The following is a 26,993-nucleotide window of genomic DNA, read 5'->3' as shown; positions in this document are numbered from 1 at the left end:
CCTTTTTTACTCCTCCCAAACTTTCTGACGTGCCTCCTCGACGTAGGCTTTGGCCTCTTCAAGATTGTCAAACCCTCCCCATGAGTCGAATTTTTGAGGCAACAGGTCGCAGTCTCGATCTTTATTAATGTTGATCTCAAGAGGCAGCGGAACATTGCACAGATCCGGCTGATTTTTGCCTGTTAACTGACTACCTATGAGATTTCGAGCTGACCTTAAATCAGTAGACAAAAAGTAGGCGAAGCGGAGATTAGCATTACGGAGGCTGGCATCATGGAGGTCGGTATTCTGAAAATCTGCGTTGATGAGGTTAGCGTCGCTAAGGTTAGCGTCGCTAAGATTGGCATGGTTGAATTTGACTGAGCCTAAGAAAGCTTCGTTGAGGTTGGCATTGCTGAGATCTGCATTGCTGAGATCTGCATTGCTGAGATCTGCATTGCTGAGGTTAACGCCGCTGAGGTCAGCGTTGATGAGACTGGCGTAGCTGAGATCGGCGTAGGTGAAGTTGGCGGAACGGAGAAAGGCAGAGTCGAAGTTGGCATAGTGAAAGTAAGCTTGGCGGAGGTCGGCAGAGCGGAGGTTGCTATTGCTAAGGTCAGCAGATCTGAGAAAAGCAAAGCGAAGGTCAGCAGAGTGGAGTCTAGCGTTACTTAAATCAGCATTGCGGAGATCGACACTATGGAGATTGGCATAGCTGAGGTTAGCGTCATTCAGTTTAGCGTCGTGTAGGCTAGCGTTTTTGAGGACCGCAGCGTAGAGTTCAGCGTTGTGAAGGTCTGCGGAGCTCAGGTTAGCGCTATTGAAATCAGCTCCACTAAGGTCTGCTTCGCTGAGATTGGCAGAGTAGAGGCCTGCTTCGTTTAGGTCACTAGAGTAAAGATTAGCGTTGCTGAGATTGGCGTTGCTGAGGTCGGCACCGCTGAGGTTAGCGCTGCTGAGGTTAGCGCTGCTGAGGTTAGCGCTGCTGAGGTCAGCACCGCTGAGGTCGGCACCGCTGAGGTTAGCGGTGCTCAAGTCAGCGCTGCTCAGATCGTAACTGTAGAGGTTGATGCAATCACCAAAGATGGTTGAAACAACAGATGCAGGGATTAGGCTATTCCCTAGCTTCTTATGCATTGGACAGCCTCTAACGACGTATTCCACAGCTTCACGAGTACCAGGCCCTTTTTGGCGAATCTGGGCTCTGGCTTCTTGAATACGACCTCGGCGTATCGTGGGTTCAAGAATGAAATAGGCTAGGGTCAAAGGCAAAATCAGCACGCTGCTTAGCTTCAGCCAGTTTACTCGTCGCTGTCTCAGGCTGCGGTTGAGCAACACTTCCGCCTGGTTGGAAATCGGCAGCTCCTGACCGTGTTTTTTGCAAAATGCCAGCGCGTCGGAGAGCATGTGCCCTTCTAGCAGGTAGGTATTGCGCTGGTTCTGGGTCGTCCACTCATCCGCTGCCAGCTCAATCTTCCGCTGCTGCATAAGCAGATCGCGGTCTCCCTCTAGCCACCGCCTCAACCTGGGCCAGTTCCGAATCAGCGCTTCATGGGCCACATCCACGATCGCTACCCGTTCCCTATTCCCTCCTCCCTGTTCCCTACCCCCCTTCCCCACCAGCTCACTCGTCACCACCAAATTCGCATCGGCCAGGCATTTCACCACTTCGTCAATCAGCGGTTCTGGATGCTTTCCGTCACCAAACTGCTCTTGGCCACACGCCGGCGGGTGTCTTCGGTGCCTTCGCCCAGCTGGGTCAGGTTCAAGAAAATATGGCGGGCCGGTGGCCTGCTTATCGGAGCTGAAGCCCTCATACACCTCATCGGCTCGCTGCTTCAGGGTGCCGGGTGACGCCGCGAGCTGGGTGTAGGTTTTCAGCTCTAGAGTATTCTCCTGGCGGCGATTCCACAGTTCTCTCAGGGTGTACTGCATCAGCGGCAGGCCACCGGGGGAGGTTTCCACGTCGTTGAGCAGGGTAGTGACCAGCTCCGGTTCGATCGCCAGTCCCACCCGCTGGGCTGGTTTCTCGATCGCCTGGGTCAGCTCCTCCCGGCTCATGGGCTTTACAGCCACCAGATGGTCCTGTACCTGCTGGGCCAGGCCGCTGTAGTCCTGCTCGAAGCAGCGCCCGACGAAGTCGGCCCGCATGGCCGGAATCAGGCAGAGCTTGTCACCGCAGTGTTCCAAGGCCCCCAGCAGGGTGGCGAAGAACTGGGTTCGCTCGGCGGCGTCCTGGCAGAGGGTAAACACCTCCTCGAACTGATCCACCACCAGCACCACGCGGGGAGCGGTGGTAGTTTGCACCAGGCGGCGCAGACCATCCGCTCCTTCTTTAATCAGGGCTTCGGCTTTGCCCTGCTGCTCGGCCCGCTCGATGTGGGTAATGCCCTCGTCGATGAAGGCGGCGGCGAGGTTCTGGCAGGGGTTGTCGCCAGGGAGAAACAGCCGAATCTCCCAGCGATCGCTGCCGAAGATGCGCCGCCCCTGCTGCAGCTGGTGCAGCAGCCCGGCCCGCAGCACGGAAGACTTGCCGCTGCCGGAGGCCCCGGTGATGGCCAGGAAATTATCGGTGCGCACATGGTCGAGCAGTTCGTCGGTCAGGGTCTGGCGACCATAGAAATAGTTGGGGTCGTCGCTGTTCCAGTCGAAGTAGGACAGGCCCTTGTAGGGACAGATGCCCGTGTCTTCGACGGTTGCCGTAGTTTCAGCGGTGGCCTGCCAGCGGCGGGTGAGGTTGATCGGCTCCCCCGAGTTGTTGCAGATGGGGGTCTGGAGTTCTCGCTTCAGGGTTTCGGTGATGAAGTCGGTCAGGGACAGGTTCGTCACCCAGCGATCGCCCAGCCGCCCTGGATCAAGCCCCTCCAGCAGGGCGCGGGTCAACACACTGTGGTCGCTGCCCAGGTCTTCATAAGCCAACTCAAAGTTGCGGGAAGCGGCAATGAAGTTGCGATCGCGCCCCCCGCCCCGGTCCCCCGGATCAGCCTCGGCAAAATCCAGCAATGCCCCGCTGTGGCAGCAGTCCAGCCAAATAATCTGCTGACGCACCGGGCTTTCCTCCAGCAGGCGCCGCAGCCAGGTGAGGGAGAGGCCAAAAAACTCCCGTTCTGGGTCGGCGTCGCTGCTGGCCAGGTAGCCCTCCACAATGCCGGATTGATCCCGCAGACCATGGCCCGAGAAATACAGCAGCGCCGTATCGGGGTACTGGTTGCCGCCAGGGTTGAACAGCTCCACCAAGGCTTTCTTCAGCTCCGCCAGAGTCACCACTGCCTGTTGAGATACCGTCGGCTTTCCGTCAGGCACCACTTCCGGCAGCCGCTTCACCCGAAACTCCCCCTCGCCTTCTAGCCGCTGGGCGATCGCCTCGGCGTCGGTGGCGGGGGCTTTGAGGGGGGTGAGGTGGTGGTAGGGGTTGATGCCGACGATCAGAGCGTTGCGACTCATCGCGGATACCTAAGGCCTCTAGGGATTCAGCTTAGTCATAGACTACAGGGCAAGTCCCTACTTTTCGGAAAAATTCACCATGACCCAGCTTGTCCCCCTCACCCTCGATGACAACACGGTGATCTACGTCGAAGCCACCGACGACGTCGCCGCCCCAATTCAGCCGGTCGGCTCTCCCGAAGGTCCCACCCGCACCAGCAAAGGCGCTAGCGATCAGGTGCTGCGCGGCTTCCAGGCGATGCAAGGCACCATCTGCGCCTATACCTGCTACACCCTCAACGCCTTCCGCTCCATGGCCGGGGCGAATGTGGATAAGGTCATCCTGGAGTTTGGCATCAAGATCGGCGGCGAGGCCGGTGTCCCCTACGTCACCAAGGGCACGGCAGAATCAAATTTGAAGATCACTGTGGAGTGCTCCTTTCCCGAAAACTCTTAGCCATGAAAAAAAGCCCAGCCCTTTCAAGGTGCGTAGAAATGTAGACAAAGATCAACTGTCCGAATCCAAGGGTTCACTTTAGTTCGATATTCTAGTCGGCCCGTTCTGCCAGCTCCAACCAGCGCTCCGTGGCATCATCAATGGCCTGGGTCAGTTCTGACAGCCGTTCCGACAGGGTGGTCACCTCGGTGTAGTCACTGGGAGGATTGCCGTAGAGGGCTTTTTCGATGGCGGTTTTCTCGGCTTCTAACTCGGGAATCTGGGCTTCTAGGTGCTCATATTCTCGCTTCTCTTTGTAAGACAATGGCTTAGGCCGAGACGGGGCTGGGGAGGCTCTGTTGGACTTCGAGGTCTGCTGCGCGGGCTGTGGATCAGCCTGCTGCGCCGTCGTCTCAGCTGATGGCGTTTGACTGGAAGAGTCAGAGCCCGACTGAGCCTGGTATAGGTCTAGATAGATCGAGTAATTGCCGGGATATTGGCGGATGCGTCCCTGGCCTTCGAAGGCAAAGATGGTGTTGACGGTGCGATCTAGAAAGTACCGATCGTGGGACACCACGATCACACAGCCATTGAAACTGTCCAGATAGTCCTCTAAGACCCCCAGGGTCTGCACATCCAGGTCATTGGTGGGTTCGTCCAGGATCAAGACATTAGGGGCCTGCATCAGCACCTGCAACAGAAACAAGCGTCGCCGCTCCCCGCCTGAGAGCTTGTGGATGGGGGCATACTGTTGATTGGGCGGAAACAGAAACCGCTCTAGCATCTGGGAAGCCGTAATCACGCTGCCGTCAGCGGTGCGCACTAGCTCTGCCGTTTCCTTGAGATACTCGATCACCCGCTGATTCGGGTTGGTCATCAGGTCGTCAGAGTGCTGGTCGAAATAGCCAAAGTGGATGGTGCTGCCGATGTCGATCCGACCAGCATCGGGGGCTGTCCGGCCTGTGATCACGTCCATGAGGGTCGACTTACCGACGCCATTGGGGCCGATAATGCCAATCCGGTCATTTGGTTCAAAGGTGTAGGTGAAATTCTCAATCAGGGGCTGGCCGTGATAGCCCTTGGTGACTTCCTCTAACTCGATTACCTTCTTGCCGATGCGGCGGCCAGCGGTGGCAATATCGACTGTTCCCAGGGTCTCTTTGAATTCCTGCTCCTGCCACCCTTCGATGCGTTGGATGCGGGCCTTTTGCTTGGTGCTGCGGGCCTTGGGGCCACGCTGCAGCCAGGCCAACTCCCGCCGCAGCAAATTGGCGTGTTTGCGCTGAGCTCCTGCGGCGGCAGCTTCCATCTCCGCCTTTTTTTCCAGATAATAGCTGTAGTTGCCGTCATAGCTGTAGAGGTCGCCCCGGTCCACTTCCAGGATGCGATTGGTGACCCGATCGAGAAAATAGCGATCGTGGGTGATCAGCAACAGGGCTCCCCTAAAGCCATCCAGATAGGTCTGCAACCATTCCACCGAGGCCGCATCCAGGTGGTTGGTCGGCTCGTCCATCAGTAGGGCGTCGGGATCGGCCAAGAGGGCAGCGGCGATGGCGATGCGCTTGCGATACCCCCCAGACAGCTCGCCGACTCGCTTATCCAAATCTTCGATACCCAGGCGGCTCAGAATCACCTTGGCCTGGGTCTCTAAATCCCAGGCGTTGGCGGCCTCAATCTGCTCCGTCAGTCGGGATAGTTTTCCCAGCAAGCTATCCAGGTTGTCCTGGCCGCGGGCCATGCGGTGGGAAATGGCTTCGTATTCTCGAATTAGGGCCATGCGCTCGCCGGCACCGGCAAACACCTGCTGCAGCACTGTATGGTCATCGTCCATGGTGGGCTGCTGGGGCAGATAGACCACCTTGGCCCCAGAGTTAGTCCAGAGCTCACCGCCATCGATGGGCTCTAGGCCGGCAATCATTTTCAGCAGCGTTGATTTGCCGGAGCCATTGGTGCCAATCAGCCCCACCTTGTCGCCTTCCTCCAGGCTGAAGCTGGCATCCCGTAGGGATTTCCTTGATGCCGAAGTCCTTTTTGACAGAGGTTAGGGTGAAGATGGCCATTGCGATCGCAGACGGGTCCGATTACCTAGTCTAGCGGTCCTATTGCGGTCCTATTTAGGAGACGGCTTTAGGAGACGGCGGCATCAGTTTGAGAGGATGCTTGGAAAGTACCCTGCAACCTTATCTCCAGACTGGTTTCTGGCCAGCAGGGTCATACACTCTAAAATGCCTACCTTACAGGCCTTTCAGCCGAGTTTCCAAATGTCCTCTGAGGACGGCGATCGAATGCCCCGGCCCCACTCCCTAACCAGTACCCTGGATAGGTAGCCTCAAGGACAGAATCCATGACAGGCCCCCCAGCGGCATCTGAATCCCAGCCCCCTGAGACGGTCTACCATGATGGCCCCATCGATCGGGCCTTCATCTGGCTGTTCAGTCGTAAGATGGCCCGGGCTGTGGGCCAACGTAGGACTCGGCCGGGCTATGACGGGTTTGTGGAGTTATCTCGGCACATCATGGCGGGGCGCAATGCTGCGGAGCAACAGGCGTTAGTAGCGGTGGTTCTCAGATCTCTGGTGCCGGCTCAGGTGCTCTGGCTAGTTCGTCGGTTGTGTTCTCCCACCCAGCTGGTTTGTGAACTAAATGCCTGGTTTGCGGCTCGATTATTTCAGTGGCTGGTGGGCCCTTGCGAGGTCACTGAGGTAGAGATTACCGACGCCGATGGTCAGGTTCATCATCAGCGTAGTGGGGTACAAATTCAAAAGTGCCGCTACCTGGCGCAGAGTCGCTGTGTCGGCACCTGTATTAATCTGTGCAAGCTCCCCACCCAGGAGTTTTTCAGCCGCGACTTTGCCATTCCCCTGACCCTGACTCCTAACTTTGAGGACTATAGCTGCAAGATGGTCTTTGGGCAATTGCCTCCCTCTTTGGAAGACGAAGAGGTCTATGGGCAGCCTTGCCTAGTCAACCAATGTGACTCGGCCCAGGCAACTGCTAGGGCTGCTTGTCACCAGATCCATGCCTGAGAGTTAATTTGCAAAGGCAGTCTTAAAGAGTCTCAATCTCAAGGCTTATAGGGATCTTGCAGGAGCGTTCACGCTGGTTCTGAAAACCTTAGTGACCGACTCCCCCTAGGTGCCCAGGAGTCGATCGATCATACGGGTGAAGGACTGGCGTAGCTGCCGCCGCCGTCGCCATTTCTCGAATTCGTCGTAATAGCGGTGTTTGTTGGGCTGGTAGGTGTGCCAGGCATGGAGGGATAGCCCCAATCCCCAGGCCAGGATCACGAAGAGCGCAAAGCTAAAGCCCCCAGTAGTCAGGAAATTCAGGGCTAGGAGGAACAAGTTAACGATGACGTATCGCACCAGGTGGGATTGAAATCGCTGGCGTCGATGCTCTTCGAAGAGTTTTAATTCTTCAAACTCGCTCTTGCGTTGCTCCCACTCTTGCTCAGCTGCCGCCAGGGTTTCTGGGGCAATGCCTAGCTCACTAGCAATTTCCAGCAGTTGCGTGCGTGTCAGTTCGCCACCCTCGGTCTGACGTGCGATCGCAAGGTGCAGAATCTGCTGAGCGTCTTCCGAAGCATACTGTTCTGCCATCGTGGGGTCCTAGGCACGGCGGGAGCTACCTCCTAAGTTATAGAAAAAAACTGCCCCTTTGGACCAGAGAAAGTCGTTGATCTTAGAAATAGGGAGTGGCTGAGTGAGAGAGTAATGGCCTGGGGAAGTCGGAGGATAAGAGAGTGGGATCGGAGGCGAGGGGTCTGTGACTTCCGTGCCCAAACCAGGCATCCTGAGAGAGTTAATTGTTTTACCCACTGGAGGGTGCACCATGGCTCAACTGATTCCCATCCAATTAGAAGATGGAACCCAGATCTATATTGAAGCGACTGAGGATATTGCGACGCCAACTCCAGATGGCCCCGCCACCGCCGGCGAAACGACCCGGACAGCCAAGGGCCTCGGTCTTCCCAGTCATCAAGCCAGTCAACGGATTACTCAGAGCTTTCAGGCCATAGAAGGGACCATTCGCACCTATACCCGCTATACCCTCAATGCCTTCAGAGAGCTGGCCATCGCAGAGGTAGAACGGGTCACGCTGGAGTTTGGCGTCTCCGTCGGTGGAGAAGCGGGGATTCCCTATGTCACCCAGGGCAGAGCCGAAAGTAACCTACGCATCACCGTGGAGTGCTCCTTCAAGAGCTCCCAACAGTAACCTAGTAGACGGCAGCGCCAGTTCGCCCCCACCATGGATTGCCACACAAGGGCTCAGGGGGCAGAGAAGCAAGGGAACCAAATAGTCGGCTGACTTCTGCCACGGGGGACTAGTAGCAGGCTCACTCGCTCCATGGCGGCAGGCCAAGCCAAATCCATTCCCGGCTAAAACGGGGCACAATGGGGACACATGATTCCCGCTCTGGTATGAATCCGACCGACCTTGCCTTCACCCCTGCCCTAGAACAGGCCCGCCTGATTCGCCAGAAAATCGTCTCGCCTCTGGAGCTCACAGAGCTATATCTAGAGCGCATCGAGCACCTGAACCCACAGTTGGGGGCCTATGTGACTGTGATGGCAGAGATGGCCCTCGCCGATGCCAAAGCGAAAACGGAGCAACTAGCTGGCCATCCCTCAGAATTCCCCCCCTTCTTTGGGGTGCCGGTGTCGGTGAAGGATCTCAATCCGGTTGCTGGGGTTCCCTGTGCCTATGGCATCAAGGCTGCGCGCAATCTGGTGCCTGCCCAAGATGACTATGTGGTCACCCAGCTGCGCCAGGCTGGCTGCATTCTTCTCGGTAAAACGGCCACCTCGCAGCTGGGGTCTTTACCCTACACTGAGCCCCCCGGGTTTCCCCCGGCCCGTAACCCCTGGCGATTAGAGCACACCCCTGGCGGCTCCAGTGGTGGGGCGGCCGCGGCCTTGGCGGCAGGGCTCTGTGCCATTGCCCAGGGCTCTGATGGCGGGGGCTCCATTCGCGGCCCCGCTTTTTGCTGTGGCTTGGTGGGCCTGAAAGCCTCGCGGGGGCGCATCAGTTTTGCCCCGGCCGGGGAGCGCCTAGAGGGCTTAGCCATCAATGGTCCCCTGGGGCGTACCGTTGCCGATGCCGCCGCCCTCTTAGACGTTCTCAGTGGCTATGTCGTCGGCGATCCCTACTGGTTACCGGCCCCAGAGCCCAGTTTCCTGACCATGACGCAGCAACCACTTTTGGATTCCTTACGAATTGGCTTCGCTACCGCCTTCCCTCCCCTGGGAGAGGCCGACGTCGATTGCCAGGCAGCAGTGCAAGAGACGGCCCATCGCTTGGCTGAGCTGGGGCATATCGTAGAAGCCATTACCTTTCCGGATCTGGGGCAATTGATTGATCCCTTCGTGACCGTCTGGCAGGGTGTGCTGGTGGAAGCCGCTGTGCCCTGGCTGGTATTGGAGCGGATGAATCGCTGGTTGTTTTGGCGGGCCTTCTGGCAGCGCACCGGTCCCTATCTGCGGGCGGTTTCGAAGCTCCCGACAAATCGCTCGCGAGAGATCGTCGCCTTTTGCCAGCCCTATGATGTGGTGTTGTTGCCGACCTACATGCATCCGGCCATTCGCATTGGGGAATGGCGACACCAGCGACCCCGACAGATTCTAGAGAATATCATCCACTGGATCGCTCCCTGTCCTCCCTTCAACGCCAGCGGTCAACCGGCCATCGCTGTTCCCACTGGCTTCACAGCCCAGGGCTTGCCCTTAGGCGTGCAACTGGTGGGGCGTCCTGCCGACGAGGCCACCCTAGTGGCCTTGGCCGCCCAACTGGAGGCCCAGCACCCTTGGAGCCACCAACGCCCTGCCATGGCGATCTAGCTGCATAAGCTGCATAATTCGTGATTACGGGGATGGGGGGGTGTCGCCCCTCAAATTGTATAGTTTTTTACAATTTATCAGAGCTGGGATACGCCGCCTGCTGAATAATGGAGACTTGCCCAGTCCGTAGTTCCCCAGATGTCATTCGTGAGGGGAAGTCTCCAGTTTCCTGTAGGGAAGAGGGGGCCATGGGATGGGGCTCCTAATGGGGCAGATAGATGCTGGCAGCCATAGCTACTCAACTCGAGGGAATGACTACCTATCGTAATATTTTTCTTTGCCCTAATGGCTTTGGGTGGCGGCGTTGTGCCTGTTGCCCTTTGCGATTCAGGATCTGCTGCGGGGCTACTACCTGTTGGGAGGGACCGTTAGCCTGGTGATACTGCTGATGGTGAGCAATGCCCTGATATTTTGGCGACATCGGCGATTGCTGATGCCGGCACCGCTGCTGTTGTTGTTGGTGATAGCGACCACCTACCTGGCCATTTACCGAGAGGGGATCCATGGCGTCTATTGGGCCTATCCGGTGGTCATCGCCTTTCACTTTCTCATGCAGCCGAATCTGGCCATTGGATTGAGTGTGGTCTTCATTGTCGGCATCATTCCGCTGGCAGGGACACAGTTGGGCTGGGCCGAGACCCTACGCATTGTGCTGACATTGTCCGTCAGTAGCGCCTTTACGGGAATATTTGCTGCTATTGTCCTGCGGCAACAGCAGACGCTGCAGAGGTTGACGATTACTGATCCTCTGACTCAAACCTTTAATCGCCGACACCTGCATCACTGTCTGGAAACAGCCTTGGCCCAACAGGCGCGATACGGAATTACCACTTCGTTGGTTCTATTTGATATTGACCATTTCAAGCAGATTAACGATCGCTTTGGCCATCAGATGGGGGATCTGGCCCTGCAGCGGCTGTCTCAGCAGGTGCGTCAGCGCCTGCGGCGAACGGATACTATATTTCGCTTTGGTGGCGAGGAGTTTGTGATTTTGCTGCCCGCCACGACTTTAAACGAGGCCAGGCAGATGGCTGAAGATTTAACCCGGCAGATTGCCCAGACCTCTATCTTAAGAAGCCCAGCCGGTGACCGTTAGCTGTGGCGTCAGCCAGATGCGATCGCACGATACCAGCGACAGCTGGCTGCAGCGATGCGATCGCGCCCTCTACCAGGCCAAGCAAGCAGGCCGCAATTGCGTCGTCATCCTGCCGTGACCGTCAGGGGCAGAACCCTTGCCCCATTTATTGACTAGTGCAGCGGGAGTAGGGGAGACGGCATGAAGCGCAGCACCTACCGTGCACCCCCGTTGAGAGCTGCCGACTAGGGCTGGCAACCACTGCTCTTTCTGCAAGATGTTGAACAGGTTAATGTCGCGCTCTAGCAGGCAGGCATGGCCGCTATGGGGCAAGACTCGCAACTGGGCGTGGGGTAATCGCCGAGCCAGACGCTCAGCCTCCGGCACCGACGGCAACAGCCGATCAGCCGCTGCCGCCAGCAGCAACACCGGTTGTTGAATGGTTTCCAGGGGCAACTGGGCTAAGGCCTCATCTGCCAGCAGGGACAAGCGCCAAGCGGCACTGCGGTGAGTCACCGATTGCATCGCCGTTAGCAGCGAGCGACGCTCTGGGGCATCTATCCGATGTAAGGCAGCCAGCAGCGGCCACAGACCGTAAGTGGATAGGCTGTAGGCGCTGGTCGGTAACCAGCGGGTGATTGAGCTGGCCCAGCTGCCCCAATTTTGGCGGTGAAAGGCCGTGGCTGAGTTAATCAGCACCAGATAATCCGCCAACTGGGATGCCCGGGTAACTATCTGTAGCGCTAAACAGGCCCCAAAGGACTCTCCACACAGGTATAGGGGACGATTTCCCTGAGCATCAGAGATGAGAGCTACCGCCTGCTCGGCTAACCCAGACCAGTCTGTGCAATCGTCTGGGGGAATTGCTAGACAGCGAATATCGAAGACCGTGGCCAGAGCATCCACCTGCCGCTGATACAGCGTCCCAGTACCATCCATCCCTGGTAGAAATACCCACAGCGGTCGCTGGGGTCGAAGGCGGTAGGGGAGCTAAGAGTCGCAGGGAGGAGGAATGAGGCATGGGCAGTAGGGGGGTGGGGAGGTGGGGAGGACGGAGAGGGGGTGATGGGGTGATGGGGTGTAGGCGGAGCCTGCCCGCAGGGCTTAGGGGTGATGGGGTGTAGGCGGAGCCTGCCCGCAGGGCTTAGGGGTGATGGGGTGATGGGGTGACGAGTAACGAGTAACGAGTAACGAGTGACGAGTCATCCTTCACCCTTCATCCTTCATCCTTCATCCTTCATCCTTCATCCTTCATCCTTCACTTCCCCACTCTTAATAGCATCCGTGTTGCAGCAGATCGGCAATGCTGGTGCGGCACTGGTCGGTGAGCTCACTGGCCAGGGTGCCAGCCTGTTGACCCCGGTACTGGTGGCGGTGGGCGGCGGTGATCTGAATCGGATGGCCGATCAGTAGCGATACTTGCCGATAGAGGACGAAGGGATGCCAGCCGGGCTGATCGAAGAGGGGTTCGGAGGGGTCGAACCAGCTTAAGAGTTTCAGGGGAAAGGCAGAATGACTGATCTCATCTGTGGCGGCAATGGCGACGGGAAGGATGACCAAGGGGTCGACAGGGGCTCGCAGGGCGAGATGGGCAAACCCCCGCTGAAAGGTCGTCAACTGTTGGGGTTGGGTGGATTGCACCATGGGTAGCGCTCCTTCCGGAAAGATGCCAACGGCTTGTTGCCGCTGTAGAAACTGATGGGCCTGCCGCAAGAACGTGGTGGGCCGCTGTCCCGCAGCTGCCAGGGGAAAACCGCCCATGGTAGTCACCAGTTCTCGCATCAAGGGCACTTGGCTCATGTAGTGGTGACAGGCGAAGCGAACGGGACGGTTCAGCCCCGTCATCAGCAATGGTGCATCTAAGATACTGCGATGGTTACTCACCACTAGAATGGACGAGGAGGCGGTTGGAATGCGATCGCAAAAGTGAAGCGACTGATGCACCCCCAGCGCCGTCAGCAATCCCTGAGACAGAGCCAAGGGATGATCCAACTCCATGACATTACTCAGCATCGTTCCCTCCCCTTGATACTGAGGCCCCCATCACAGGGCAACGGGAGCCTCGACACAACACCAGCGGCTACTTAACGAGTAACCGTCCCTTCTATGGGATATCCTGCAGCACGCCAAGCCATCAAGCCCCCCCTGTACCTCTACAACAGCTCAATGTGTGAGTAATCGAACATACCCCGTATTGTAACGAAACATAAATTAATGACAATTTAGATTAAGGTGAATTGACATTTTCGGAAACAGGGCAAATGCAGATGACGGATTGCAGAGGGCACAAGGATGAAGTGGCCGCTTATTCTGTCAGGATTGGGGTGACATTAAAGCCTTCCCCGGCCAACACGAAGAGGGTCGTCGGTAGCCCGGCCGTCCGGCGCTGTAGATCTTGGTAATACTGAACAAACTCGGCTCCTGGTGCCGCCATCCCCAACAACACCAGATCGGCCCGTTGCGAAGATGTGCGCAGAATCGTTTCAAAGGGGCGGCCAGCGGCGATGAGTACTTGGGACATTGCGTTGATCCGCAGGGAACCGCTGAGGCGGTCAAGATTATCTCGGGTTGCCGGTACCGCCTCGGCATTGGGGACCACTAACTTGAGATAAATCTGAGCCTGGCTCCAGTCAATACTGGCCTGCAGCAGATAGGCCAGCAGTAGCATCAACCCGCCATTGCGGTGGAGACCTCCCCACCAGACATCGATGCGGCGACGGCGACCAAACCCGCGCTCTGGATCTTCGCGAAAGATCAAGACATTCCGTTGGGCCTGATAGAGGCGCCTAATCAAGCGACAGTAGCCTGGCAGCCGCTGGGGTTGCTCGCTATTGCCCAAGAGCAATGTGTTGGGGGCTAGGGGGCCTAATCCGTAAACCTCCACTAGGCGCTCTGCCCCTTCAAACGGATCGGCTGCTGTCAACAAGCGCACCAGGGCCTGAACTCCCCGCTCAGCCAAATAATCACTGATGGTGTGCTCTAGGTGTTCCTGCTGCATGAGGTTGCGAGACTCTCGGGGCAGGATACTGGACACCGTAATCAGCCCCCGATTCTGGGTGAACGCATTGGCTAATTCGATCAGAGGCCAGCGGTGCATGGGGGCCCCAGACAGCACCAGAATATCGGGCCGCCAATTTTTGGCATCCCTTTGGTAGCCAATTTGAAACAGCCCGGTGCGCACCAGCATCATCCACAGCCCCCGTCGCACATCCCCCCAGGTGGTTCTCAGTCCCCGCCGCTGCAGCCAGACATAAATGATCAGCACAACCGCTGCCGCCACCAAAGTGGCCGTGAGGTTGATCAGCATCATCACCGCGAAGCAGCCCCCAGCCCCCACTAGGGACACTAACCAATGCACTCGAAACAAGGGGCGAAAGGAGGGACTGCGCAGGAAACTCTCCAGGGCTGCCGCCATGTTCAAGACCAAGTAGGTGGTGAGGAAGAACATGGTCAGCACCGGGGCAATCAGATTCAGATCACCGATGCAGACCGCCGCAATCACCACAGCTAGCGTCACAGCGGTGCCGATGCGGGGTTCATCGTTGGTGCCGCTGCCCTTCCCCAGAAACGACATCCAGCGGGGCAAGACGCCGTCCCGGGCCAGGGCCTGCAGCACCCGGGGGGCCCCTAAAATACTGCCCAGGGCGCTGGAGAGAGTGGAGCCCCATACCCCCAGCAGAATGGCCGGTCCCCACAGGGCGATGCGTTGCATGATCAAGGGATCAGCGACCAAGGTGGTGCGTCGGCGCGGCTGGCGAGTATTAAGGGCAGCCCATGTACACCACATAGCCTGTAGCACAGCGCCTAGGGTGCCGATGGGGATAGCCCGGATCGGATCTCGTAGGTCCCCTGACATATTGACCCCGGCCATGATCCCAGTCACCGCTGGAAAGAAGACGGCGAAAACGTGCCAGAAGGGCTCGCCTTGGGGCGTGCCCACAGTTCGATCTCGGTGTTGCTTGAGGGCTGCCCGGCTAGTAGCGACAGCAGGGACAGGACAATGGCGGCCATGATGACGTATTGGGGCCTTGATGACAATCTGGGCCGAGGTGATGGCCAAAATCGCCACGGCAATAGTGGTGATCAGGGCCACGTAGAGCTGGTTGAATTGACCGAAAGCACTGACCACACTCTCGGCAAAACCCAAAGTATAGAGGGCCACAGGAGAGCCTGGGGCAAAGTTAAAGGGAATGCCCACGCCCCGCCGTTTCAATTGCCCAGGGAGCGGCTGATCATGTAATAGGCTTCCCCCCACTGCACCTACTCGATCGGTTGCGATCGCACTGACCGACAACGCCGTCAGTAGGGTAATTGCCGTGGATAGGGTGACAATGATCAGCGTCCCCAACAGGGCCACATTCCCTACGATCCAGCCGAATCGCAGGTACATGATCACCCTAGGATGGTCAGGAATCGACGGTGTAAAGACGCCGCCAAAGGCACCTAATCCAGACGCTGTGGAGCCATCCTCAGGGCTTGGTGATGCAGGCTCATGGCTGAGGATGGATGGCATGGGGGTTGAGACCTAATTCCAGTTTTCTCGCGACGCAGCAGGGGATTCACCCATTCATTTTAACCCTTCGCCGACCAGCGGACAGGCCTGTCACCTATGGCCGTTAGGGCCAAGCCCGGAAATAAAGCCGGCCACCAGATACCGGTGGGTAGCGCATCCAATGCCTGGCGAATATCAGCGCCCCATATTCCGGGGGGTTTGCTCTGGCAGCCCCAGGCCAGAAAGCCTAACCCCCCAGGATCAAAATGGCATCGGCCGCATTCAGGGTAACCAGCACCCGGCACGCTCTGAATCACATTCAGAAACAGATAGCGACTCAGTACCGTTCTGGTGGAGGCTCCCATGGCCTGGGCCGCCTCAATAAATAATTCCGTCTTCACACTCACGGTGTGATTTCGGACCACTCGATAGTACTGAGGCACGTAGGCAATACTCAGGGCGACTGCCGCATTCACGACTCCCCGCCCCACCACGAAGGCCAAGGTCACCGACAGCAATAGCCCTGGCAAGGTATACAAGGTATCCATGAAAAACAGCACGACCCGGTCCAAGCGTCCACCCCGATAGCCGCTAACCATGCCCAAGGGGACCCCCAGCAGCACGCTGATGGCCGTTGCTAATAGCACCACCTGCCAAGCTGCCCGACTGCCAAAGATCACCCGAGACAACACGTCATAGCCCTGACGCGTGGTGCCAAACCAATACTGCAGCGATGGAGCCTGATGCACTGGGTTTTGCAGGGCAGCAGTAGGATCCTGGAGAATGCCCCCAGCCTGTAGGGGCGGTGCCAGTAGGGCCAATAGGATGAAAACCCCGGTAATCGCGATGCCTGCCATCATCAGGACGCTAGACACCGTGGCCCCTCGGCCCACAAAGGCAGGCAGGGAAACCCGGAGGCGATTGGGAGGAGAGGTCATGGCAGAGTCCTGAGCAGTCGCCCCTCATTATGGCAGCACACCGGTCCCTGGGGCAGCTCAATATATGGCCGCCTGATATGGCCGCCTGCGATCGCGGCGGTGGGTTAGCCCTCTGGTTACGACAATCTCAGGCCTAGGTCAGGCTATATTCAATCAAATCGGAGAGATGCCATGGGATGAAGTCCCTGTGAACTCTGTCAGCAAGGGGTTTTCTCCGGGTTGGCTAACGAGCAGGCTGAATTGAGAGATAGCGTTTGGACACCACCTACTATTAGTGGCGGTTGCGATCGCATCCCGGCATAGGGCTTCTCTCTCCAGAGAAATAGCAAGATACGCCAGTGTAAGATGCACTGAGTGCTTTCAGGGGCTAGACCTACCGAAGACTTGGTACTGCTTCATTGACTTCATTCATGGCAACGGTTCATATCACCTCCCCCCAGTGGGGTCTCACGGTCAAACAGCTGATCACCAGCAGCCTGGGTATCGCCCTAGTACTGCTATGGCCAGGGGCCATCCGAGCCGAGCAAGACTCCCCGTCGCCCAGTTCCGTCCCCCCGTCCTCCCCCGCTGCCCCAGTGACAGATATCCCGGCAGCAACTGCCGTAGACAATTCCTCCGGGCAGAGTGTGCGAGTATCTCAGGCCATAGCCGATCCTGCCGAAGCCATTGCCCCACCTGGTCTCACCGTGCTACCGGGGGAGCAACCCATTAGCCCCTACCTGGCCTTGGCCATGCGTCAGGAGCTAGAGCAACTCATGGGGCGCTTCGAGAGTGCCTTACTGCTGGCTCGGGCCTCGAGTCAGGCGTCAGAGCTGACCTTGGCGCCCGGGACTGAGCAATTGACCGCCTCTGCCGGCAAAGTCGATCTGACCTCACCGCTATTGCATCCGGCATTAGCCCAGGGCCGTCAGCTGCTGGCGGAATGGTCCACCCTGATCGAACACCAGGAATACCAGGCCGCCCGACAGCGCTGGTTGGCAACCCGCCAAGCCATCTGGAATAACTTCCCCATGGATCGCCCCCTGAACCAGCCCGAAATCCGAGCGGTTTGGTTGGATCGAGGCACCATTGTGCGAGCTGGCTCTCCCCAGCGTCTGGCAAACGTGTTCGATCGCTTGGCGGCGGCAGGCTTCAATACCGTATTCTTCGAGACAGTCAACGCGGGGTATCCCATTTATCCCAGCCGGGTGGCTCCGACCCAGAACCCCCTGAGCCGCCACTGGGATCCCTTAGCAGCGGCCGTGGAGCTGGCCCATGAGCGCGACATGGAACTCCATGCCTGGATCTGGACCTTTGCTGCTGGCAACCAGCTTCACAATCGGATTCTCAATCTGCCGACAGACTACCCAGGGCCGGTGCTGAGCCTGCATCCTGATTGGGCTGGCCGGGATAACCGAGGTGAGTTAATTCCTCGGGGACAAACTAAGCCATTTTTAGATCCTGCCAATCCGGAAGTGCGCAACTATCTGCTGCGGTTGATTGCGGAAATCATCACCCAGTATGAGGTCGATGGATTGCAGCTGGACTATATTCGCTATCCGTTTCAAGACCCCAGCGCCGATCGCACCTTTGGCTATGGCCAGGCAGCCAGGCAGCGATTTAAGGCTATGACTGGCATCGACCCGGTAGAGCTATCCCCCCGTTTAGAGTCAGATCTCTCAGGACCGGAACGGCAGCGCCAGCTCTATCTGTGGGAGCGCTGGACTGAATTTCGGATTCAGCAGGTGAGTTCTTTTGTGGCTGAAGTCTCCCGACTGGTGCAGCGACAACGGCCAGAGCTGCTACTATCGGCGGCGACCTTCGCCAAGCCAGAACGAGAACGTCTGCTTAAGATCCAGCAGGACTGGGAGCATTGGGCCGAGCAGGGGTGGGTCGATTGGATCGTGCTCATGAGTTATGCCGAAGACGCTAACCGCCTAGAAAGCTTGGTGACGCCCTGGTTGCTGCACCATGACTATGAGTCGACTCTAGTGATTCCAGGGATTCGGCTGCTGGCCCTGTCTGAAGCCGCTGCCTTCGATCAGATTCAGGCCCTGCGAGATCTGCCGGCCGCCGGCTATGCCTTGTTTGCCGCCGAGAACCTGATGACGGGACCCGTGCACAGGCTCTTGAGCCAAACCCAAACGGCGACCTCGCCACCGCAACAACAGCCTTATCAAGCGGCTTTAGAACGATACCGCATCCTCAAGGGAGAGTGGAGCTGGTTATCTAACCAGGGTCACCTCTGGTTAGCCCCCGCAAGTGAGGCCGATTGGATCGCGGGTGTTCATCAATTGGAGCAAGATTTAGCAGCCCTGGCCCAGCAGCCGTCCCCTCGCCGACTCAACCAGGTGCGATCGCAACTCATCAGCCTGCGCGCCACCCTAGGCCATACCATGGCCCTGCGTACCGTCAGCAACGACTATCGACTGCAAACCTGGCGTCATCGCCTCACTACCATCGAACGACTGTTGAACTACGGCAATACCGCCCGACGCTAAGGGAAGAGTTTGCATAAACTTGTCGGATTTCCCCGGTGACCTCCTGTAAAGTGCTGGCAGAGCCATTTTGTCTAGATGGCTAGCTAGCGCTTGCTACAGCATATATCCCGTTCCCTGTGACTAAAGACCTCATCGATATCCTCTGGGTCATTGTCTGCGCCAGCCTGGTATTTCTGATGCAGGCTGGTTTCCTCTGCCTAGAGGCCGGATCCACCCGCAGCAAACACAATATCAACGTCGTCATCAAGAATATTGCCGATCTGGGATTATCGGTGCTGTGTTTTTGGGGCTTTGGCTATGGCCTCATGTTTGGCAGCTCCTACGACGGCTGGATCGGCACCAGTCACTGGGCTCCCGATGTGGGCCAGGGCCAGGTTTGGATGGGCGTTTTCTTCCTGTTTCAAGCCATGTTCTGCAGCACCGCCGTCACCATTGTCTCCGGTGCCGTAGCAGAACGCATGCGCTTCAGCAGCTATGTTCTCATCGCCATCTTGATTTCCGGGATTGTATATCCCGTCTTTGGCCATTGGGCCTGGGGAGGTTTAGAGCGCAACGCGACTACCGGCTGGTTAGGACACTTAGGCTTCATTGATTTTGCCGGCTCCACCGTGGTTCACAGTATCGGCGGCTGGGTTGCCTTAGCCTCAGTCCTGATTTTGGGGCCGCGCATCGGTCGTTTTTCCTGCAAGCGAGGCAACCGTCAACTGTTTGGCTACGATTTACCCCTGGCGTCCCTAGGCACTCTACTACTGTGGCTGGGCTGGTTTGGCTTCAACGGTGGCAGTGTCCTCGCCTTAGATGACACCGTACCGGGCATTATTGCCAATACTCTCCTGGCCGCAGCCGCCGGCTTAGTCACCCCGATTCTCTTGGGATTACTTCAGGGACAACGCATAGCCGTCACCGCGGTGATGAATGGTTCCCTGGCTGGCCTGGTGGCCATTACCGCCAACTGTCATGCCGTCACCGCCTTCGACGCCATACTCATCGGTAGCCTTGGCAGCGGCCTCATGTTAGCCACCGAACGCCTACTGCAGCGATGGCACATCGACGATGTCGTAGGCGCCATTCCAGTCCATCTCAGTGCCGGTATTTGGGGCACCCTAGCGGTTGCTTTATTTGGCGACCTGACCCTGCTCAATACCGGGTTAACTCGGTTGGAGCAGCTGCAAATTCAATGCCTAGGCATCGTCATCGCCGCCCTTTGGGCCTTTGGCCTCACCTATCCATTACTGACGGCCCTGAATCGCTGGTATCCTCTGCGGGTGGGGCGTCGGCAAGAGCATATCGGCCTCAACGTAGCTGAGCATGGAGCCACCAGCGACCTAGTCGATCTGATCGCTGTCATGCGCCGCCAAGAACGCAGTGGCGATCTGAGCCTGCGTAGCCCGGCAGAACCCTTTACTCCGGTGGGCCAAATCGCCGCCCGCTATAACCGCGTCATGGCTGCCCTGGAGGAAGCCGTCGCCCATACCGAGGCCATCGTACAATCGGCCATCGAGGCCATCTTGACCGTATCGCCCCATTCTCTCACCGTCCAAACGGCCAACCCTTCCGTGCGGAAGCTATTTGGCATTGCAGAGGCACAACTCTGCGGTCAACCTCTGACCTTGCTGCTGTCCATAGAGGAGACCGCCCCCGACTGCCAAGAGACAATGGCGCGGTTTTTGGCTGCCGCCAGTGCCGATGGCAACCCCTACGAAGTCGTCGGTCGTCGCCGCAGCGGTAGTTCATTTCCGGTTGAGGTCACCGTGGCCACCATGCAAACTCGCCACGAGACGCTCTACACGGTGATCCTGCGAGATATTACTCTCCGCAAACAAGCCGAAGAAGCTATCCAAGAAGCGGCCGAAAAAGACCGCAAAACCCGTCAGCTTGAGCAAGCCTTACAAGACCTACAGACCGCTCAGATACAGCTGGTGCAAAGCGAGAAAATGTCGAGTTTAGGCCAGTTAGTGTCGGGTCTAGCCCATGAAATCAATAATCCGGTCAACTATATCTATGGCAATCTCATCCATGCTGAACACTATGTTGATGACCTGTTGACGCTGCTGCAGAGTTATCAGCACAGTATTGACCCTGCCCCGCCAGCCGTACAGCACCTTGAACAGAAGATTGAGCTAGAGTATCTCCTGGAAGATTTACCCAAGTTACTGAAATCGGTGCGTGGTGGCACCGAGCGCATTCGCGATATCGTCCAGTCGCTGCGGACCTTCTCGCGGCAGGGTGGCACCGAGCTGAAGTTGGTCGACATTCGCGACAGCATTGAAAGTACTCTGACGATTCTGGGCAGTCGCCTCAAAGCCCACGGAGAACGCCCGGCCATCTTGGTGCGAAGGCACTACGAGCCCTTACCTGCCATAGAGTGCTATGTCAGCCAGCTAAATCAGGTATTCATGAATCTACTGAGCAATGCCATAGATGCCTTAGAGGAAAAATGGCAGGCCCAGCCGTCGCCGCGGTGGATACCAACCATTGCGATCGCAACCGCACTGCCAGATGCAAACAGAGTAGAAATTACCATTTCTGACAATGGCATCGGCATTTCAGAAGAGACTCAACAGCGCATCCTCGATCCGTTTTTCACCACCAAGCCCGTGGGAAAAGGGACTGGCTTAGGCATGTCAATTACTTACCAGATCGTCGTCAATCAACACCATGGCCGACTGCGCTGCCGCTCTAAACCGGGGCGGGGTAGCCAATTCGTCGTAGAGATTCCTCTGTGGCAAAAAAATCCCCCCAGTCGTGATCTCTCAGCACCCCAGAACGGCCATCACCCCTCTCATCAGCTTAGCCATGGGGAAAGCTTGAATTAGTTCACCGCGACGCCGTCTTACCTCAGTTTTCGACCTGGTAAAACCAGGTGGGCACCGTGGCTACGGCTTTAAGTTTCCGGGTACAAGCCCGGTTTACTGCCACCGCAGCATCTCAGTTCCCTTATCGAACAAACATAGATCGTAAAACAGTGTTGGCAGTCACCAACGCCGCAGTAGAACTGGCATCTATCATAGCTAAGAGAAGGGGACCTATGCCAAGGGGCCTGGTACAGGAATCCGAACCCCGTTGCCGAGACAGTTGGGGCATTGACAAATCCCCCTTGGCCTCAGTTACCTGGCAATGATATTCCTATCTCAGCCATCCTCCACAGCCCTATTTCCATGTCTACCTTGACTACCGTCGTCACCTGGTTAGAGAGCCGCTGGCTAGCGCCTGCTTACGGGGGTTGGGTTCTGGTCGGGCTGGCTCTATTTTTCTTCGCAGCTGCAACCAATACCATGGCCGGCTGGCTCTACGTCATCAGTGGTGGGCTGCTGGCTTTGCTGAGTATTGCAGGCATTTTGCCTCCCCGTAGTCTGCGAGGGTTGCAGGTATCCCGCTTGTCTATCCGTCCCGTGAGTGCGGGAGAGCCGCTGCAAGTAACGCTACGCCTCGAGAATACGGCTTCCCAGTCCAAGGCCCCCCTGCAAATTTGCGATGAGCTACCAGCGAGCCTAGCAACCGCTGATGAAATCACCACGATTGCTGTTGCTCCCGGCACCCATTACCAATGGCGCTATGAGATTCCTACCCGGCGACGAGGACTGTATCGCTGGTCTCGAGTTCGCCTACGCACCGCAGCTCCCCTAGGACTTTTCTGGTGCCGCCGTTATCGACAGGTTCCAGCGGTGGCGACGGTCTACCCGCAGATCCTGCCACTGACCCACTGTCCCCTGCTAGATCGAGGTGGAGAAGCTATCGGACAACAGTGGACCTCTGACTACACGTCTTACCTCACCAGTGAGGGCCTTACCCGCTCTCTACGTCCCTACCGTTGGGGGGATCCGACTCGGTTGATCCACTGGCGCACCAGTGCCCGTTATGGAGAGCTGCGGGTGCGGGAACTAGAGCAATTTACGGCTGGCCATACCATCATCATTGCTCTAGATATCACCAGCCCTTGGCAGGCCGATGGGTTTGAGCAAGCCGTCATCGCTGCTGCTTCTCTCTACATCTATGCTGATAGACAGGGATTTTCAGCCCATCTGTGGACAGCAACCACTGGCCGTCTATCCACCCAAATCACTGTATTATCAGCCTTAGCCGCTATTTATCCTCAAAGGGTAGGGCAGACGTATAAATTGCCAAACCAACCGGTCATCTGGCTAAGTCCAGGTGCTAAAACGCCTCAACCGCTACCTGTGGGCAGTCATCATCTCTGTTGGGGGACTCACCCTAGCCTGGACCACCCTAGCGTCGCTCACGATCTCCGATTTATCAGCACCGACTTACCCCTACAACCTCAGCTGCAAGCCCCTTAATGCTACTACTCTGGGCTGGGTGCGCCCATGGTCTTAGGGGGCAGGGAGCAAGCTAGGAATGGCCATAAAAAAAGGGTATGCGTTAACGCATACCCCGACTGCTCCAGCTACAGCACAACTCTCAACTTATGCTTACCAGCCTTGAATTTTGTCCTAGCGTACATTCACCGACTCTTTAGCCTAAGCCTAGATGTATGAGGCCAGACTATGTTACGACACCACTTCAGTCAGCTGATGCATTTCATCCTCTAACTGCTGAATCAGGGCCTGATTACCTTGGGCTCGAGCAACCTCCAGGCGGTGCTGAAGGCTGCGCTGAATGTTATCACGGTGAGCACTAGCCGCTTCGCGCAGTAACTGGCGACGAGCCTTTGCCATTGGATTGGCCATTGGGCTAGTTAGGTTCAGTGTTAGGGATGACTTGGGCTTAGTGGCAGCAGGCTCTACTTGACCATTGGAATTGGTGCGATATGGAATGCCGCGGTAGGTCATCTCCGCTACTGGTTGGGGGATGGGAATATGACGTACATAGGAAAATCGTAGCGAACGGCCACGATAACATCCCTGCAGCTCTTCATCGGTAACCTCTAGCATGGGGGGATTGTAATCGTATTCAACGCCGCGATAGCAAAGTTTCATTTATCGCCTCCTGTCATCTAAGCAATTGCTAGGAAATCTTCGATTTGAGGCGCGTTCCTTCGGGAGTAGTCCCTACTTCCGTCCCCCTTAGCATCGACATGCGACCTTGACATGCGACCTTAGGTAGGATGAACGATTTACTATTCTGTATCTTATTTTACTGTTTTGCTCCTTTGTCAGCAACTCATGAGATTAACTTTAAAATAGCTGAAACTTCCAGTATGAGAGTATTTGGCAGGACTCACTGCACTAACCTCAGAGAAATCTGTATCAAAAATTAATTCTGGCCTTACCCAAAATTAGCCTTACTTTAGGGCGCCTTCTAATTGGGGATGAAAGCGCCTCTGTTAGGGGAGTCAGCCTCTAAAACTTTCCGTTATCCTGGAGTGGGAGCAGTTAACACAGATTCATGCAACGTAGAACTTGTTCATAGTATTCCCATGACCTGTATCATCCATCGCCGGGCTCAATTTTCCGCTAGCCATCGATATTGGCTGCCTGAATTAAGCGCGGCTGACAATGCTGACCAGTTTGGGCTCTGTACCAAGGCACCGGGCCATGGTCACAATTATGTGCTGTATGTTTCTATGGCAGGGCAGTTGGATGAGTATGGCATGGTGCTCAACCTGTCTGATGTCAAGACGGTAATCAAGCGAGAGGTGACTAGCCAGCTTGATTTTGCCTATCTCAACGATGTATGGCCGGAGTTTCAGCAGACGCTGCCCACTACCGAATATATGGCCTATGTCCTCTGGCACCGCCTGGTATCGTACCTGCCATTGGTAAATATTCGCCTGTACGAACATCCAGAACTTTGGGCTGACTATACAGGAGATTCCATGGAAGCCTATCTCACCATTAGTACTCACTTCAGTGCCGCCCATCGGTTAGCACTGCCACAGCTGAGCTATGAAGAAAACTGCGCCATCTATGGTAAGTGCGCCCGTCCCCACGGCCATGGCCACAACTATCATCTGGAGGTCACGGTGTGCGGGGAAATTGATTCCCGCACGGGTATGATTGCTGACCTGGGAGAGTTACAGGTTGCCATTGATACCCATGTGGTTGAGCCCTTCGATCACACGTTTCTCAATAAAGATGTCCCCTATTTTGCCGAGGTTGTGCCTACGGCTGAGAACATTGCTGTGCATATTCGGGATCGTCTGCGCCAGCCCATTCAGGCAACTGGTGCCAGACTTCATAAGGTAAAGCTGATAGAGAGTCCCAATAACTCGGTGGAGGTATACTGCTCTTCCTCGGCATCTCTTGCTGACCAGAACAGGGTGGCAGCCCCTGCCATGGCAACTTAGCTCTGGCAACTTAGCTCTTAGGAGGAAGAGGAGGAGGTCACTAGGCGTTTACGCAGGGAGTTGGCTCGACGTCGGGCCGTGGCGTTTTGCGGATCTACTTCGAGGGCGGCCTCGTAGGCTTCTAAGGCCTGGCTGATGAGTTGCTTGCGTTCGTAGCTGTGGCCCAGGTTATTGAGTGCGGTGGCATAGTTGGGCGCGATCTTAAGGGCCTCTTTGTAGTTGCGGATGGCTAGGTCGTACTGCTCTTGGGCAAAGTAGGCAAACCCCAAGGCGTTGTATGCCAAGGCGGCATTTTCGGCCTCCTCTTCGGGGATTTGCTTGAGGGTCTGTTGTAAATAGACGGCAGCCTGAGTGTAGAGCTTCTTGTCTAAGAGCAAGCTAGCCAACTCGTAATATTCCTTAGCGGTGCCTTTCTCCTTGCTCAGCTTATTTTGCAGGCGGTTCAGGGTGCCTTCGATGCGACGAGTCTTTAGCACTTGCCGGATGACCAGGACGGCTGCAATGGTAAGCAGCACGAGTAACGTGGCCAAATAAATCAGGAGCAGGTTGCTGTTCTCCATCTGTGTTTCAATGCCCAGTGATTACCTTCGCATCCATGATGCCATGAGAGGCTACTGGCTAGGGTAATCCCCAGGCTGTGGCTCGCTCTTCTAGCCAGCCGTCTTGATGCCATTGATGGATGCTGTTGTTGACTTGGCGACGTAGGTCGTTATACTGAACGCCTTTGGGCATGACCACGGCCAGAGGCACTGATGAGAGGGTGTTTGGCAGCAGGTGATAGTCTGGGTGTTCTTGCACCCAGCCAGTCAGGACGGTGAGATCTGCGGCAACTCCTCTGGTTTGCCCCGCTTGTAGGCGGCTCAAGGCGGCCTGATAGGAGGTGACGCTGTTTAACACTGTGTGGGGGAGTAAATATTGTAGGGTTGCGATCGCATCAGAGCCTGCCAAGACGGTCAGAGGACCTGGGCCCACATCCTGCAGGGCCCGGATTTGGGGATCCTGGGCCACAACGGCGGTCCCATCTAGGTAATACGGCATACTGAAGCTGACCAAACGCATCCGGGCTGGGGTAGCGGCTACCCCAGCGATAGCCAGATCAACCCGTCCCTCCATTACCACTGGTAGGCGCTCCTGATTGGCCACAGGTGCCAACGTAATGGCAGCCGCATCGCCTACTAAAACTTGAGCCAGCTGCCGGGCAATGTCGATTTCAAAGCCCACCAGTTCCCCGGCATCATTGCGAAATCCCAGGGGCCGCCAATTGTCCTTGACGGCCACTACCAAATGCCCGCGCGCCCGAATCTCTTCCAATTCAGCGGCAACAGAAATTGGGAGTGCAGCCAATGACACTCCCAACATCACACCTAAACTAACTAACGCTTGATAAAGCCTTGCCATGGGGCAATCGCCACTATGCTGAGGTCACCTCTGGCGGAATCTTGGCGCAGCAAGTGACCCCTGGCCTGCCTACGCGTTACTGGCTACGTCAACGATCTTGGCAAAGCCTTCTGGATCAAGTACGGCCATCTGGGCTAGCATCTTGCGGTTAAGATGGATATCCGCCTGCTTCAATTGACCGATAAACCGGCTATAACTCATGCCGTGCTGTCGGGTAGCCGCATTGATGCGAGTAATCCACAATCGCCGAAAATCGCGCTTGCGGCGACGACGATCACGATAGGCATTGCGCAAGGCCTTCATGACCTGCTGGTTAGCCGTGCGGAATAACTTAGAGTGAGATCCCCGAAATCCCTTGGCCAACTTTAGAATCTTTTTGCGGCGTTTACGGGCGACATTACCGCGCTTGACACGTGCCATGACTGATTTCCTTAGCAGTAAGCAAATGAATAACACCTTAATGGTAGGGCTGCTGCCCCAAAATGGTCCCTAGAGATAGGGCAGCATCGCCTCCACATTGGGCGCATCAGAGTCATCCACCGTCGATATCTTAGCGAGACGAGCTTTGCGATCGGTAGATTTGTGTTGCAGTAGATGGTTGCGAAATGCTTTGCGGCGCATGATCTTGCCGCTACCGCTGCGTCGAAAACGCTTAGCTGCGGCCCGGCGCGTCTTTAGTTTAGGCATAG

20 protein-coding genes, 1 other RNA gene, 1 pseudogene and 1 riboswitch are annotated in these 26,993 nt (G+C 56.7%); of the genes and pseudogenes, 9 read left to right on the top strand and 13 right to left on the bottom strand.

Annotated elements, in window-relative coordinates:
• Window positions 1–6: 6 nt before the first annotated feature.
• Entirely contained in the window at window positions 7–3,423 is a 3,417-nt protein-coding gene (locus XM38_RS00560; RefSeq protein ID WP_088428813.1) for an nSTAND1 domain-containing NTPase, read from the bottom strand.
• Window positions 3,424–3,502: 79 nt separating this feature from the next.
• On the opposite strand from XM38_RS00560, the gene XM38_RS00555 reads away from it, so the two are divergent.
• Entirely contained in the window at window positions 3,503–3,859 is a 357-nt protein-coding gene (locus XM38_RS00555) for a CU044_2847 family protein (protein WP_080812363.1), read from the top strand.
• Between the two features lie 91 nt (window positions 3,860–3,950).
• Here the strand turns inward: XM38_RS00555 and XM38_RS00550 are convergent, their stop codons facing one another.
• A complete protein-coding gene (locus tag XM38_RS00550) occupies window positions 3,951–5,804 on the bottom strand; it encodes an ABC-F family ATP-binding cassette domain-containing protein (protein WP_306441447.1) in 1,854 nt (617 codons plus the stop codon).
• 378 nt (window positions 5,805–6,182) lie between these two features.
• Between XM38_RS00550 and XM38_RS00545 the strand changes: the two genes are divergently transcribed.
• Window positions 6,183–6,863, top strand: a complete 681-nt coding sequence (locus XM38_RS00545) for a DUF4033 domain-containing protein (RefSeq protein WP_088428811.1) — start codon at window positions 6,183–6,185, stop codon at window positions 6,861–6,863.
• 105 nt (window positions 6,864–6,968) lie between these two features.
• Here the strand turns inward: XM38_RS00545 and XM38_RS00540 are convergent, their stop codons facing one another.
• Window positions 6,969–7,436, bottom strand: a complete 468-nt coding sequence (locus XM38_RS00540; protein ID WP_080812362.1) for a 2TM domain-containing protein — start codon at window positions 7,434–7,436, stop codon at window positions 6,969–6,971.
• 232 nt (window positions 7,437–7,668) lie between these two features.
• Here XM38_RS00540 and XM38_RS00535 point away from each other — a divergent pair, with 232 nt between their 5' ends.
• The 3 genes from XM38_RS00535 to XM38_RS00525 all read left to right on the top strand — a co-directional run bounded on the left by XM38_RS00535 (window position 7,669) and on the right by XM38_RS00525 (window position 10,770).
• Window positions 7,669–8,052, top strand: a complete 384-nt coding sequence (locus XM38_RS00535) for a CU044_2847 family protein (RefSeq protein WP_088428809.1) — start codon at window positions 7,669–7,671, stop codon at window positions 8,050–8,052.
• A 206-nt stretch (window positions 8,053–8,258) separates the two neighbouring features.
• Window positions 8,259–9,674 (top strand): amidase, encoded by a 1,416-nt coding sequence (locus tag XM38_RS00530; RefSeq protein ID WP_080812359.1) that lies wholly within the window; start codon window positions 8,259–8,261, stop codon window positions 9,672–9,674.
• 295 nt (window positions 9,675–9,969) lie between these two features.
• Window positions 9,970–10,770, top strand: coding sequence for a GGDEF domain-containing protein (locus tag XM38_RS00525; RefSeq protein ID WP_137454973.1), 801 nt, complete (start codon window positions 9,970–9,972; stop codon window positions 10,768–10,770).
• Between the two features lie 69 nt (window positions 10,771–10,839).
• On the opposite strand, the gene XM38_RS00515 is transcribed toward XM38_RS00525, so the two are convergent.
• The 4 genes and pseudogenes from XM38_RS00515 to XM38_RS00500 all read right to left on the bottom strand — a co-directional run.
• A complete protein-coding gene (locus XM38_RS00515) occupies window positions 10,840–11,709 on the bottom strand; it encodes an alpha/beta fold hydrolase (protein ID WP_256995750.1) in 870 nt (289 codons plus the stop codon).
• A 312-nt stretch (window positions 11,710–12,021) separates the two neighbouring features.
• A complete protein-coding gene (locus tag XM38_RS00510) occupies window positions 12,022–12,747 on the bottom strand; it encodes a lysophospholipid acyltransferase family protein (protein ID WP_088431467.1) in 726 nt (241 codons plus the stop codon).
• A gap of 307 nt (window positions 12,748–13,054) precedes the next feature.
• On the bottom strand, window positions 13,055–15,262 hold the full coding sequence (locus tag XM38_RS00505) for an APC family permease (protein WP_225889129.1): 2,208 nt from the start codon (window positions 15,260–15,262) through the stop codon (window positions 13,055–13,057).
• 23 nt (window positions 15,263–15,285) lie between these two features.
• Window positions 15,286–16,179 (bottom strand): annotated as a pseudogene (locus XM38_RS00500) (ABC transporter permease); the annotation flags it as partial.
• Window positions 16,180–16,589: 410 nt separating this feature from the next.
• Here XM38_RS00500 and XM38_RS00495 point away from each other — a divergent pair.
• On the top strand, window positions 16,590–18,659 hold the full coding sequence (locus XM38_RS00495) for a glycoside hydrolase family 10-like protein (RefSeq protein ID WP_088428801.1): 2,070 nt from the start codon (window positions 16,590–16,592) through the stop codon (window positions 18,657–18,659).
• A gap of 116 nt (window positions 18,660–18,775) precedes the next feature.
• The gene (amt, locus tag XM38_RS00490) at window positions 18,776–21,475 is read left to right on the top strand and encodes an ammonium transporter (RefSeq protein WP_088428799.1); all 2,700 of its coding nucleotides are present in this window, start codon (window positions 18,776–18,778) and stop codon (window positions 21,473–21,475) included.
• Here the strand turns inward: amt and ssrS are convergent.
• Window positions 21,473–21,655: non-coding RNA, 6S RNA (gene ssrS, locus XM38_RS00485), on the bottom strand. The genes amt and ssrS overlap by 3 nt on opposite strands.
• Before the next feature lie 162 nt (window positions 21,656–21,817).
• Between ssrS and XM38_RS00480 the strand changes: the two genes are divergently transcribed.
• Complete coding sequence (locus XM38_RS00480) at window positions 21,818–22,957, top strand: DUF58 domain-containing protein (RefSeq protein ID WP_080812387.1); 1,140 nt, start codon at window positions 21,818–21,820, stop codon at window positions 22,955–22,957.
• A 210-nt stretch (window positions 22,958–23,167) separates the two neighbouring features.
• On the opposite strand, the gene pirA is transcribed toward XM38_RS00480, so the two are convergent.
• Window positions 23,168–23,596 carry an arginine synthesis PII-interacting regulator PirA gene (gene pirA, locus XM38_RS00475; RefSeq protein ID WP_080812348.1) on the bottom strand — a complete coding sequence of 143 codons (429 nt, stop codon included), beginning with the start codon at window positions 23,594–23,596 and terminating at the stop codon, window positions 23,168–23,170.
• 48 nt (window positions 23,597–23,644) lie between these two features.
• A riboswitch (Glutamine riboswitch) is annotated at window positions 23,645–23,733 on the bottom strand.
• Between the two features lie 303 nt (window positions 23,734–24,036).
• Here pirA and XM38_RS00470 point away from each other — a divergent pair.
• Window positions 24,037–24,906 carry a 6-carboxytetrahydropterin synthase gene (locus XM38_RS00470; RefSeq protein WP_088428797.1) on the top strand — a complete coding sequence of 290 codons (870 nt, stop codon included), beginning with the start codon at window positions 24,037–24,039 and terminating at the stop codon, window positions 24,904–24,906.
• Between the two features lie 17 nt (window positions 24,907–24,923).
• On the opposite strand, the gene XM38_RS00465 is transcribed toward XM38_RS00470, so the two are convergent.
• From XM38_RS00465 to rpmI, 4 genes are all read right to left on the bottom strand, one after another.
• Complete coding sequence (locus XM38_RS00465; protein ID WP_080812344.1) at window positions 24,924–25,466, bottom strand: tetratricopeptide repeat protein; 543 nt, start codon at window positions 25,464–25,466, stop codon at window positions 24,924–24,926.
• A 58-nt stretch (window positions 25,467–25,524) separates the two neighbouring features.
• Entirely contained in the window at window positions 25,525–26,256 is a 732-nt protein-coding gene (locus XM38_RS00460; RefSeq protein WP_256995749.1) for a transporter substrate-binding domain-containing protein, read from the bottom strand.
• A gap of 117 nt (window positions 26,257–26,373) precedes the next feature.
• Window positions 26,374–26,724 carry a 50S ribosomal protein L20 gene (gene rplT, locus XM38_RS00455; protein ID WP_080812338.1) on the bottom strand — a complete coding sequence of 117 codons (351 nt, stop codon included), beginning with the start codon at window positions 26,722–26,724 and terminating at the stop codon, window positions 26,374–26,376.
• A 69-nt stretch (window positions 26,725–26,793) separates the two neighbouring features.
• A complete protein-coding gene (gene rpmI / locus XM38_RS00450; protein ID WP_080812336.1) occupies window positions 26,794–26,991 on the bottom strand; it encodes a 50S ribosomal protein L35 in 198 nt (65 codons plus the stop codon).
• Window positions 26,992–26,993 lie beyond the last annotated feature (2 nt).

It is taken from the genome of Halomicronema hongdechloris C2206 (genome assembly GCF_002075285.3).
Taxonomy (GTDB): Bacteria; Cyanobacteriota; Cyanobacteriia; order Phormidesmidales; family Phormidesmidaceae; genus Halomicronema_B; species Halomicronema_B hongdechloris.
The sequence above is the reverse complement of the archived record's forward strand: the minus strand, read 5'-3'. Positions and strand labels throughout refer to the sequence as shown.